10 protein-coding genes and 1 pseudogene are annotated in these 12,595 nt (G+C 42.8%); 6 read left to right on the top strand and 5 right to left on the bottom strand.

Features of this window, described 5'->3' with window-relative positions:
• Positions 1-29: 29 nt before the first annotated feature.
• Positions 30-992, bottom strand: a complete 963-nt coding sequence (locus tag CU633_RS01490; RefSeq protein WP_101657958.1) for a COX15/CtaA family protein — start codon at positions 990-992, stop codon at positions 30-32.
• Positions 993-1,511: 519 nt separating this feature from the next.
• Between CU633_RS01490 and cyoE the strand changes: the two genes are divergently transcribed.
• The 6 genes from cyoE (at position 1,512) to ctaG (ending at position 7,558) form a co-directional block, all read left to right on the top strand.
• Positions 1,512-2,450 (top strand): heme o synthase, encoded by a 939-nt coding sequence (gene cyoE, locus CU633_RS01485; RefSeq protein WP_101657957.1) that lies wholly within the window; start codon positions 1,512-1,514, stop codon positions 2,448-2,450.
• A gap of 118 nt (positions 2,451-2,568) precedes the next feature.
• Positions 2,569-3,639, top strand: coding sequence for a cytochrome c oxidase subunit II (gene coxB, locus CU633_RS01480; protein WP_101657956.1), 1,071 nt, complete (start codon positions 2,569-2,571; stop codon positions 3,637-3,639).
• A gap of 30 nt (positions 3,640-3,669) precedes the next feature.
• Positions 3,670-5,532: a cytochrome c oxidase subunit I gene (gene ctaD / locus CU633_RS01475; RefSeq protein WP_101657955.1), complete on the top strand. Its 1,863-nt coding sequence runs from the start codon at positions 3,670-3,672 to the stop codon at positions 5,530-5,532.
• Entirely contained in the window at positions 5,532-6,161 is a 630-nt protein-coding gene (locus tag CU633_RS01470; RefSeq protein WP_101657954.1) for a cytochrome (ubi)quinol oxidase subunit III, read from the top strand. Before ctaD ends, CU633_RS01470 begins: the two co-directional genes overlap by 1 nt.
• A 4-nt stretch (positions 6,162-6,165) precedes the next feature.
• Positions 6,166-6,501, top strand: coding sequence for a cytochrome c oxidase subunit IVB (ctaF, locus tag CU633_RS01465; RefSeq protein ID WP_101657953.1), 336 nt, complete (start codon positions 6,166-6,168; stop codon positions 6,499-6,501).
• A 151-nt stretch (positions 6,502-6,652) separates the two neighbouring features.
• Positions 6,653-7,558, top strand: coding sequence for a cytochrome c oxidase assembly factor CtaG (gene ctaG, locus CU633_RS01460; protein WP_101657952.1), 906 nt, complete (start codon positions 6,653-6,655; stop codon positions 7,556-7,558).
• Positions 7,559-7,753: 195 nt separating this feature from the next.
• Here the strand turns inward: ctaG and lsrB are convergent, their stop codons facing one another.
• From lsrB to CU633_RS01440, 4 genes and pseudogenes are all read right to left on the bottom strand, one after another.
• Positions 7,754-8,824 carry an autoinducer 2 ABC transporter substrate-binding protein LsrB gene (gene lsrB, locus CU633_RS01455; protein ID WP_101657951.1) on the bottom strand — a complete coding sequence of 357 codons (1,071 nt, stop codon included), beginning with the start codon at positions 8,822-8,824 and terminating at the stop codon, positions 7,754-7,756.
• A gap of 15 nt (positions 8,825-8,839) precedes the next feature.
• Positions 8,840-9,850: an ABC transporter permease gene (locus CU633_RS01450; RefSeq protein ID WP_374703337.1), complete on the bottom strand. Its 1,011-nt coding sequence runs from the start codon at positions 9,848-9,850 to the stop codon at positions 8,840-8,842.
• 79 nt (positions 9,851-9,929) lie between these two features.
• A pseudogene (locus CU633_RS01445) lies at positions 9,930-10,868 on the bottom strand (ABC transporter permease subunit); the annotation flags it as partial.
• Complete coding sequence (locus CU633_RS01440) at positions 10,868-12,382, bottom strand: sugar ABC transporter ATP-binding protein (RefSeq protein WP_374703336.1); 1,515 nt, start codon at positions 12,380-12,382, stop codon at positions 10,868-10,870. The pseudogene CU633_RS01445 and the gene CU633_RS01440, both read right to left, overlap by 1 nt.
• Between the last annotated feature and the right edge of the window lie 213 nt (positions 12,383-12,595).

The raw sequence follows: 12,595 nt of genomic DNA, 5'->3' as shown, positions 1-12,595 counted from the left end.
GTTATCATCGTTCGATCGGTTTTTTTATTTCAGGCATGATTGACAGTGGATTGGCTGTTTCGATCATCTTTTAGTTTTTCAAGAGCCGCGGCGTTTTTACTGCTGCGTGAAGTCAGCAGGATCAAATAGCTTAATACTCCAAACAGGCATGTAACAAAGAAAGCATGGGATAATGCGAGATATAAATTTACGCGGGTAATCACAACGAGTGCCCCGGCGATAACTTGCAACGAAACAAGTATAAATGAAATAATCCATCCCCAATAAATCACCTTTTGATGCCGGTACTGATTAATAGCCAGGTAGGTGACATAGCCAATCCAGATAAAGATTAATCCGGCTGCGGCACGATGGCCCATCTGAATCCATTCATGCATACTGCCCGGCAAACCCGGATCAGAATTGACGCAAAGCGGCCAGTCTTTACATACCAAGCTTGCATTTACGTGCCGGACGAGCGCACCGGTGTATACGACGAGATAGCTGTACAGGGAAACACCGATGATATGAAATTTCATTTTCTTGTCGAGGATCAGTTTCTCCGCTTCGAATTTTTTGTCAACTTCAAAAATAAGCAGTGTCAGCAACAATACGGCTGCAAAGGAAATAAGTGAAATTCCAAAATGAAGTGCGAGCACGAAATCGGATTGTCCCCACACCACTGCTGCAGCGCCGATCAAACCCTGGAGCACCAAAAAAAAGAATGAAAGGACGGAAAGAAATTTTGTCTCCCTGACATGTCCGATCGACCGCCATGACCAGACGGATAATATTAACACCATGAACCCGACAGCGCCTGATACGACCCGGTGGGCTAATTCGATAATTAATTCAGGAGTGATCTTGCTTGGGATTAGTTCTCCGTGGCAGAGCGGCCAGGAATTGCCGCAGCCCATACCCGATTCTGTTTTTGTTACAAGAGCTCCGCCCAACAGGATAAACAACATCCCAATTGTAGTCAGGACAGCAAACCATTTTAAAAACCGATCCAACTGATCCACCTTCTTATAGTAAAGTTCGATAATTTGTCACCGATAATAATGGAAGTGTATAATAAGAACGAATTTATATAAAGATATCAATCTTTTACTGCACTTTAAAGATACTACACAATAATAGGGATTTTTACAATAGATAGCTGCATGATTGCTGGTTCCTCGATTTGCTATAAGCCTGGAAGAATGAGAGCTCTACTATCCTGCTTTTTGGATCCACTTTATTATCTTAGAAAAACAACAAAAATTATACTTTTTGTCACTACGCGACACAATTTGGTCAAAAATAATTCGAAAAATATTCACAAAAAACAGCTGAAATGTGATTTAATATACAGTGAGTATCGAATGTTTTTCTACACAAATACTGATCCATATTTCTACAATAATAATAGTGGAAAACTACTTTTTTAATCTTTTATAAAATTTTTGTTGCGAGTATAGTGCGGCAATTAACGATGCTTACAGGCGTTTTTTACGGTTCCGGTTGGTGATTTGGATAAAGGAGGAAAAATAATGGCTAATACGAAGGCTTTAGCTGAGGCGGCTATTGATAGCAGTGAACGGAGCCTTAATGTGAAAGTATCGGCAGCAACTGCCTGGAGCGATTTTCTAGCTCTCATAAAAATTGGCATTGTTAATTCTAATTTGATTACAACTTTTACAGGTTTGTGGCTGGCGCTGCATTTCACTGATAAAGGTTTTTTGAATAATCTTGATATTGTTTTCTTTACTCTTGTTGGTTCTTCATTAATTATTGCCGGTTCATGCAGCATTAATAATTACATTGACCGGGATATTGACCATTTGATGGAGAGAACGAAAAACAGGCCAACGGTAACAGGACGGGTGAACCCCTCGAAAGTGATCACGCTGGGCATCTTATTAATTGGATTGGGAACGCTGTCTTTACTGCTGGCGACTCCAGCTGCTGCTTTGATCGGCTTAATCGGAGTATTCAGTTATGTGTTCCTCTATACGATGTGGTCAAAACGGAAATATGTATCAAACACGATCGTCGGCAGTGTTTCGGGAGCTGTACCGCCATTAATTGGTTGGGCGGCTATTGATGGAAGCCTTGATCCGGTCGCGTGGGCATTATTTCTCATCATGTTTGTGTGGCAGCCACCGCACTTTTATGCACTGGCGATGAGAAGAGTCGAGGAGTACAGGGCCGCGGGCATACCGATGCTCCCTGTTGTAAAAGGCTACAGCACAACGAAGAAGCATATTATTGCATGGGTAGCAGCGTTGTTTCCGCTTCCACTTTTGCTTACCTCTTTAGGAACTCCATTTCTTATTCTTGCGACTGTCTTGAACTTAGGGTGGTTTATCTTAGGGATTTATGGATATAAGCTAAAGGATGATATTAAATGGGCTAAGCTGATGTTTATATACTCCCTGCAATATCTGACTATTATGTTTGTAGCTATGGTCATTGTCACACTTATTTAATTATTTTTGTTAGGAGATTCTCTCTTTACAAGATTCATAATTCAGAGAGAATTTTTCCATATTTTTTTGATCAACTATTTCAAAAAAATATATTACGAAAGAGGGGTTTTATTAAGCTATGAAAAGGCTTGCGAAATGGCGTTTATTTTCTTTATTTGCAGGATTGACGCTCATTCTTTCCGGCTGTGGAAAACCATTTTTATCAGCATTGCAGCCTGCAGGTGAAGTTGCTCAGAAACAATATGATTTAATGCTATTGAGCACAGCAATTATGGTCAGTGTTATTCTTGCCGTAACTGTTATCTTTATTATTGTCATGGTGCGCTTCCGCAGAAAAGATGAGAAGATTCCAAAACAGGTTGAGGGAAATCACAAATTGGAAATTATCTGGACTGTTATTCCGATTCTTCTTCTCTTGATTCTTGCAGTGCCAACAGTATCTGCTACATTTAAGCTGGCAGATGTTTCTCCCGCCGAGAAAAAGAATGAAGAAGGGAAGACGGATGCACTCGTCGTTAATGTGCGCGCCAACCTTTACTGGTGGGAATTTGAATATCCAAACCAGGAGATCGTTACGAGCCAGGAGTTGGTAGTGCCGACAGGTGAGAAAGTCTACTTTAATTTAAAGGCATCCGATGTTAAGCACTCCTTCTGGATTCCTGCTGTTGGCGGAAAAATCGATACGAATACAGAAAGCGTAAACAAGTTCTGGCTGGAATTTGATGAAAAAGCTGCTGATGAAGCAGGTAATTTGTTTTATGGGAAGTGTGCTGAGCTTTGCGGACCTTCACATGCATTGATGGACTTTAAAGTGAAAGCTGTTTCTAAAGAAGAGTTTGAGCAATGGGCAAGTGATATGAAGGCTGTTGAAGAACCAGTCCAGGCTGAAACTGCTTCAGCACAACAGGGCCAGGAAATTTTCAACAACAGCTGTATCGGCTGCCATGCTGTAACACCGACAAACAAGGCTCCTGAAGCAGCGCGTGTCGGTCCAAACCTGACGAACTTTGGTGACCGTTCCCGCATAGCCGGAATTCTTGACAATAATGAAGAAGAACTTAAAAACTGGCTGAGAGATCCTGAATCAGTTAAGCCTGGAAATAAAATGACCGGGAAATATAAAGAATTAAATGAAGAAGAGCTGGATGCTTTAGCTGAATATTTGATGGGCTTAAAAGTTCAGGAATAAAAGGGGATTTTTTAAAGGGGAGGTAAAACTGTGAGTACTTATGCTCAGAAAAGAGGGTTTGGCGCAACCTTATGGGATTACATAACAACCGTTGACCATAAGAAAATCGCCATCCTTTATCTAATTGCCGGCGGATTTTTCTTTATTCTCGGCGGCTTGGAAGCCATGTTTATCCGCATTCAGCTTGCAATACCGAATAATGATTTTGTAAGTGCGGGACTATATAATGAAATTCTTACCATGCATGGTACAACGATGATCTTTCTGGCAGCAATGCCGCTGGTTTTCGCTTTTATGAATGCCGTCATGCCTTTGCAAATCGGGGCGCGTGATGTTGCATTCCCGTTTTTAAATTCATTGGGCTTCTGGCTGTTTTTCTTCGGGGGCGTTTTTCTAAACCTGTCATGGTTTTTAGGTGGAGCTCCTGATGCAGGCTGGACTTCCTACGCGTCTTTGTCGCTTGCTTCAGCGGGACACGGAATTGATTTTTATGCGCTTGGTCTGCAAATTTCCGGATTCGGAACGTTGATCGGTGGTATTAACTTTCTTGTCACGATCATCAATATGCGTGCACCGGGAATGACTTATATGCGCATGCCTTTATTTACCTGGTCTACATTTGTTGTTTCAGCACTGATATTATTCGCATTCCCGCCGCTTACGGTCGGTTTGTTCCTATTGACCTTTGACCGCATGTTTGGCGCGAACTTCTTCGATCCGCTAGCGGGCGGCAACACGATTATCTGGGAGCATCTGTTCTGGATCTTCGGTCACCCGGAAGTATATATTCTCATTCTTCCGGCATTCGGTATCTTTTCCGAAATTTTCGCAACCTTTTCGAGAAAGCGCCTGTTTGGCTATTCATCGATGGTGTTTGCAACCGTACTGATTGGCTTTCTTGGCTTCATGGTTTGGGCCCACCATATGTTCACAACAGGAATGGGGCCGATTGCGAACGCGATTTTTGCGGTGGCAACGATGGCGATTGCCGTTCCTACAGGGATTAAAATCTTTAACTGGCTCTTTACGATGTGGGGAGGCAGCATTAAATTTACGACTCCAATGATGTGGGCGGTTGCGTTTATCCCATCTTTCGTAGCTGGTGGAGTCACAGGTGTTATGCTTGCATCCGCAGCACAGGATTACCAGTTCCATGATACTTATTTCGTTGTTGCCCACTTCCACTATGTTATTGTCGGCGGGGTTGTCTTCGCACTATTTGCCGGAGCACATTTTTACTGGCCAAAAATGTTTGGAACAATGCTGAATGAAGTGCTTGGTAAAATCACTTTCTGGCTGTTCTTTGTCGGATTCCATTTAACATTCTTTATCCAGCATTTCCTTGGCCTGATGGGAATGCCGCGCCGTATTTTCACATTCCTTCCTGATCAGGGACTGGAAACAGGAAATTTGGTGAGTACGGTCGGAGCAGTCTTGATGGCAGCTGCCGTTATCGTCTTGCTCGTTAATATCATCATGACGAGTGTTAAGAATGAAAAGGTCGGCAATGATCCATGGGGAGATGGCCGTACCCTCGAATGGGCGCTTCCTTCACCGCCTCCATTCTATAACTTCAAGCAGCTTCCGCTTGTCCGCGGATTGGATGCTTTCTGGCTTGAAAAAATGGAAGGCAAAAAGGGTATGACTCCAGCCGAACCTGTCGGTGACATCCATATGCCGAATAGTTCATTCATTCCATTCGTGATTTCGCTTGGATTATTCATTGCGGCGTTTGGTGCCATGTACCGGGTCGACCATGCATGGGGCATTCCGGTATTGGTTCTCGGTTTAGCGATCGTGCTTGGCGCAATGTTTGTCCGCTCAATTAAGGATGACCACGGCTTCCATATTCACAAGGAAGATCTTGAAGATGATAAGGGGGGAATGGAATAATGCACGCTGAAGAAAAATTCACGATTGAAACTTGGCCTGCTTCGCCTGAAAAGGCTACCCTCGAAGCGAAAAACAAATTTATTGGCTTTTGGCTGTTCTTAGGAGGAGAGACGGTTCTCTTTGCCTCTCTCTTTGCCACTTACCTGGCATTAAAAGACAAAGTTCCAAATACAGAGCATACGCTAGCTAAAGACCTTTTTGGTTTGCCGCTTGTATTTGTTATGACTATGCTGCTGTTAACCAGTTCACTGACAAGTGTATATGCGATCTATCATATGAAAAACTTTAATTTCAAGAAAATGCAGCTTTGGTTTGGTATTACCGTAGTATTGGGTGCAGCCTTCCTTGGCTTTGAAATTTATGAGTTTAATCATTATGTTCATGAGTATGGCCATACGTTTACGAGCAGTGCTTTTGGCTCTGCGTTTTACACGCTGGTGGGCTTCCATGGCGGCCACGTCGCATTTGGCTTATTGTGGATTACCACACTGATGGTCCGCAACGCGAAAAGGGGATTAAGCCTCTACAACGCTCCGAAGTTTTACGTAGCCAGCCTTTACTGGCACTTTATCGACGTTGTTTGGGTATTCATCTTCACAGTAGTATATTTAATGGGATTGGTGGGATAAACTGATGGCGACACAACAACCAAATTCAGGTAACCCAAGAGTGGACATTGAATATCGCCGCAAAAAAAGCGCAGAAGAAATGAAATATCAAGTCATTACCTTTGCATTAATGATTTTCTTTACGATTGTAGCATTTGCAGCAGTTGCCTATGACGGGTTTACCGGCTGGTTTACAGTACCGTTTATTCTTCTGCTCGCTGTTGTACAGGTTATTTTTCAGCTCTACTATTTCATGCATATGAGCCATAAAGGCCATGAAGCACCTTCTTTATTTCTTTTCTCGGGTGTGTTTGTAGCTGCGATAACCGTACTGACTTTTATGACTGTTATTTGGTGGTAATATTCAGGAAAATCGGCTTAAGAGCCGATTTTCTTTTTATATGGGCCCGCCTCGCTTAAAATGTTGGAAAATCCTCATAAATTGCAGTTGGCGGGCATCAGGAGTATAATGAAAACATGTATTCTTAGTGCTAACAACGGGGTGATTTACCGTGCTTTCATTAGATATTTTTGGCTTTCGGGCAATGTGGAGTCCCTATTTTTTTGTTGCTATTTTAGCCGTAACGGCTGTGTTTTTCTTGATTACCGTAAAATACCGGGACCGGTTTAGCGGCAGTGCGCCTTTGCAGAAAAAAGAAGCGGTTCTTTTCGTTGCAACCGCCGCACTTCTCTATGCCATTAAAGGTTCGCCGCTTGATCTGATGGGCCATCTTGCTTTTTATGCCCATATGATCCAAATGGCCTTGTTGTATTTGGTTATTCCGCCATTGTTTATCGTCGCGATCCCCGAGTGGATGTGGAGAAAGGTTCTCGGTATGAAGAGCATTGGAGCGGTGTTCCGCTTTTTGACAAAGCCGATTGTTGCACTGATTCTATTTAACGGGTTATTTTCGTTTTATCATATCCCGCTGATTTTTGACGTTGTCAAGACGGATATGCTGCTGCATGCTGCTTACACGACGATGCTTTTCTTAATGGCGATCATCATGTGGTGGCCTTTGGTCAATCAGCTTGACGAATACCAGACGATGGGCGGGTTGAAAAAAGTCGGCTACATTTTTGCCAATGGGATTTTGCTGACCCCGGCATGTGCGCTGATTATTTTTGCAGATGCACCGATGTATGAGACGTTTTCTGACCCGCGCGCATGGGCAGACGCACTGGCTCTTTGTGTGCCGGCTTCAACGTTGTCCGGACTCAATTTGAGCGGGCCGGAAATGTTTAGTTCAATGTCCCTTTTAAATGATCAGCAGACTGGCGGTGTGATCATGAAAATCATTCAGGAAATTGTATACGGAGTTGTTCTTGGCAAAGTATTTTTTAGCTGGTACAAAAAAGAACAGGAAGCGGATCAGGTCGACATGAATCCATCGTTAAATCCGCAAACGATAGAATGAACAAAGCACCCAATTTGGGTGCTTTGCTTATTTCTGGATATTTGAATGATTTTCAAAAAGTAATTCTTTAAGTGAAAAACGAACAGTTGCTTAAAATTAAGATAGTATTATTCGTTTCCTACGGCATACTCCTATATATCTAGTCAACTTCATTCGTTTTTCGGTTTAGCTTATTACATTGTGAAATTGACTCATTTAGAAATCATAATCATCGATATTCTCTTTTGTAAATACCACCCGTTCAGGCAGGAGGATAATGCCGCTGTCGTCTGCTGTATAATCATATCCCTGTATTGAATTCGGTTCGATTTTCACTTTGCCGATCCCGGGTACTTCAAATTCATCGCCCACTTTTAATTCTTTACCTTCCGCCGTCATCAGGTAAGCGACGTATGCCGCAAGTGCGCCCTGTTTTTTAACATCCCATAAACCGAATTGTTTGACAGTGTCCCGTTTGACATAGTCTCTCATCACATTTGGTGTCGAGAATCCGGTGATGACAACGGAGCCGGCTTTCCCCAAGTTTTCAGCTGCTTGCGCCATCGCCGGCAGGGCAGTAGCGTCAGGGCAGATGACCGCATTGATATCCGGATACGTTTTTAAGATGCTTTCCCCTACAGATAATGATTTTTGGGCATCGTTCTCCCCGTATTGCGTGGTGACAATTTCCCAGCCGGGATATTCAGCAGCAATGATTTCTTTTGCTTTTGTTACCCATTGGTTTTGGTCTGTCACGGTTGGACTGGAGTAGAAGAAAGCGACCTTCCCGTTATCCCCGATTTGATCTGACGTCATTTGGATCAGCAGTTCTGCCAGTTGCTCGGGAGTACCCTGGTTAATATAAAAAGAACGGTCCTTTGGATTAACGTCCGAGTCCCATGTCAAAATCTTTACCCCGCGGTCTTTTGCCCGTTTCAATGATTGACTTAAGCCATCGACCGAGACGGAAGATATCATAAGAGCATCATAGCCCTGGTTTACAAAGTTATTAATAAATTGAACCTGGCCGGCTACCGATGCTTCAGCGGGACCATCATACTTTAATTCAACCCCCAATGAATCAGCCATTTCTTTAGCACCCTGGCCGCCCGATGTAAAAAAACCAACTCCGGTAAGTTTAGGGATAAAAGCAAGTTTTACATCCTTCTTATCCGCATTATTGCTTTCTCCATTTGAACGGGACTGCTGGCCATTGCTGCATGCAAGCAAAGATCCAACCAAAACAAAAATGGTGATAATTACGGCTATCGGTCCAACCTTCTTCATTTTTGAAATACCCCCTTATTTTTTCAAAAATTGAGTCGTGCTTTTGCCTGAAAGATTGATAATAGAAGCTTTGAATGCCTGCCAATCGGTGTTTCGCAGCAAAACGGCAACAATTAACATAAAACCAATGACAACGCTCGTTTGCTGACTGGACATATTTGCCATTTGCAGCCCATACTGCATGATGCCGATTACGATACTGGCTACAGCTGTCCCAAACACACTGCCTTTCCCGCCAAAGATACTTGTACCTCCGAGCACAACTGCCGTAATGACCGGCAATACCGCCTCGGCACCTAAATCAGACCTGGCCGAACTGAAGTATGATGTTAAGATGATTCCGCTAATCCCACCTCCAAGACCCGATAATATATAGGCACTCATGACCGTCCACTTAGTGGAAATGCCGCTGTACCTGGCAGTTTTTATATTAATCCCCACTAAATACACGTTTCTTCCATAACGGGTTAAGTGGAGCAAGCCGCCGAATAAACACATGCATATGATCAACATCCAAATGGGATTGGGGATGCCGAGAAATTGCCCATTTGCAAGCTCCACAAATGAATCCGGAAAACCGCTGATGCCCTCATAGCCCGAAGCGCTTGAGCCACCGGAAATGACAAGGGCGATTCCTGAAAATAAGAACATTCCGCCCAAAGTGACAACAAGAGGTTGAACGTTTGTGAAAGCTACCAGCACGCCATTGATGAATCCGGCTAACATGGCAATCGCAAGCGTGATCAGCAGGGCAATCCAAATATTGATGTCATTCATCCAGAGGACGCCAACCGTTATCGAGGATAATCCCATTACAGATCCAACTGAAACATCAATTCCGCCTGTAATAATCACAAACGTCATCGGAATGGCTGCCAAAGCGATATAGGCAAAATCGTTCATGCTGTAAAGGAGATTGTTAACATTTAAAAACCCGGGAGAGACCCAGCCAAACAATAGTAATTCCAATCCAAGAAATAAAATCAGAGCGGCTTCCCACTTAAGTAACAGCTTTATTTTTTTTATCATGATCAACACCTCCTTTAAGGGAAGGAACTGCTTCTGGCATTTTCTTTTTTTGATTTTTAAAGGACTGTTGTTTAAGATATTGCTGAAATTTGGAATCTCCCACCACAATTAGCAGTAATAGAAGCCCCGATATAGCATCATTCCAATAGGCTGGTATTTTCAAATAAATTAACGAATTACTGATCACCGTAAAGAAAACAGCTCCTAAACCGGCACCGAGCACAGTGCCAATACCGCCGGTCAGGCTAACACCGCCAAGTACTGCTGCCGCAATAACTTGCAATTCGATACCGCTTCCAGTTTGGTTCGGAACGAATCCAATATTCATAACGAAAACAAGTCCGGCAATTGCTGCTGAAATTCCTGACAATATAAAGGCTGCCAGCTGGACCTTTTGCACAGGTATTCCCACCAGGCGGGCTCCCTCAAAATTGTCACCTACCGCATAAAAATAACGTCCGAATTTTGTTTTCGCCAGGGAAAGAGAGGTGATGATAAGAATAAAAATCGCGATCCATACAGGGAAATTCAAACCTAAAAACTTGATACCTGATAATTCTTTATAAAAATGGGGAATGTCCTCTATCCACATTCCTTCCGTGTAAATCAGCATAAATCCTCTAATGATTCCAAGCGTGCCAAGCGTCATGATAATAGAAGGGATTTTTAAATAGGCGACTCCGACTCCGTTCATAAACCCAATAACCGCTCCGACAATCAGAACGAAAGAAACCATCATCCAGAGACTGTATCCGGAAGTTAACAGGACTCCACAAACTGCGGCAGTTAAACCCATAATTGAGCCGACTGATACATCAATATTAGAGGTAAATAGTACGAAGGACTGGCCGACCGCCATGATAAGAAGAATCACACTGGCTTTGACCAGTAAGGAAATTGAATCTGCTGTAATGAATTCATGGTTGATGGAACCTATAAAAACGATATAGGCGAGCATCAATAAGACAATTGACAGCTCCCGTGCTTTCAATATTTGCAATAATAACGCACGCATCATACGCTCACCTCTTTTTTTACCCCAAAAGCCCATGTCGTGATCGCATCTGAACTGATCTCAGGCTTCAGCAAAGTTTTCACGATTTTTCCTTCGTGCATCACCAGGACGCGGTCACTCAACTTTTCTATTTCTTCAATATCTGAAGAAATTAATAGGACAGCAAGACCGGTTGCTTTTAATTCCTGGATAATTCGGTAGATGTCTTTTCGGGCGTTCGCATCGATTCCTCTTGTCGGCTCATCCAATATCATTACCTTTGGTGCTGATGCAAGATATTTGGATAAGACAACTTTTTGCTGATTTCCACCCGAAACGTCTTTAAGCTCCTGGTCAATACTTGTTGCTTTAATTTTCAAGTCTGAAACGTAATGTGCAGCAAGTTTCTGTTCTCGGTGAAATGGCAGTAAAAACCCTTTAAGGCGATGCAAAATTGTCGAGGTTATATTTTTTTGGATTGTTGTAATCGGAAAAATTCCGTGCGAGTGACGATCTTCCGGGACATAGACAAGACCTTTATCGATCCGTTGGCGGATTGAACATTTTTTAATATCTGCCCCGTCTAACAGGATGCTGCCCCGCTCTGTTTGTGAGACCCCGAAGACAGCTTCAGCCAGTTCAGTACGGCCGGCACCAACTACCCCGGCAATTCCAACAATTTCACCGGCATGGACACTGAAAGAAACGTGATGAAATCTTTTAGCTGACAGGTTTTCAATGACTAATACAGGTCTATTATCCGGGAGGGTGTTTTTGCTTGGCAGCGCTGTTGCCATGCTGTTGTTTTTAGACTGCTGGGGTCTTGCGATATTCCCGGGCATTAATCCCTCAAGCAATCTTTCATAATTGAACCCGGATACGGGTCCTTGAGCTGAAATCACCCCGTCACGCAAGACAGAAATGGTATTGGACAATGTAAAGATTTCCGGGATGCGGTGCGTAATGTAAAATACACCGAGGCCTTCGTCTGTAAGCTGTTTGATCGTCTGAAACAACGAATCAATTTCAGCGAAGGTAAGGGTGGAAGTCGGTTCATCCAGTATTAAAATCTCAGCTTCTCTTATCAGTCCTCTAATAATTTCCACTAACTGCTGTTCAGCGATCGATAAGCTTAACCCGCTTCTGTGTAAATCTATTTTCCAACCGAGGCGCAGCATAATGTTAGTTATTTTTTCATTCAGGACCGTTTTTTTGTCAGGGAGCCCAATTGTGATATTCTCTGCAACGGTCATGTTTGGAAAAATGAGCGGTTCCTGTGGGACGAGATATACTCCATGCATATGTGCTTCATGCGTATTGGAAAAAACCACTTGTTGTCCTTTGATTTTTATCACACCGCTGTCGGCCTTGTACAACCCTGTAATAATCTTCATTAATGTCGATTTACCTGCCCCGTTGCCGCCGACAATCGCGTGAATCTCTCCGTTGTTTAATGATAAAGTAACGCCTTTTAAGACAAGATTATTCGCAAATTGTTTACAAACATTTTCTATTTGAAGCAAAGGTATGATCATATTTTTCACCACCTATAAAAAAGTTGGTAACGCTTACAAATGAACAAAAGTCAATTTGTCTGTAAAAAGTTCATCAGAAATAAAAGCTTGTTATTATTTACTTGGCAAACTAAAAAAATATTACCCGCGGCGAATATATATTTTTTAAAATTTATCATCGTACAAAATCATGGTCTTTTTTTAAAAATGCAGCGATATACTCTTGGTAGGTTG

It is taken from the genome of Bacillus sp. V3-13, assembly GCF_002860165.1.
Lineage (GTDB): Bacteria > Bacillota > Bacilli > Bacillales > Cytobacillaceae > Bacillus_BJ.
The sequence above is the reverse complement of the archived record's forward strand: the minus strand, read 5'-3'. Positions and strand labels throughout refer to the sequence as shown.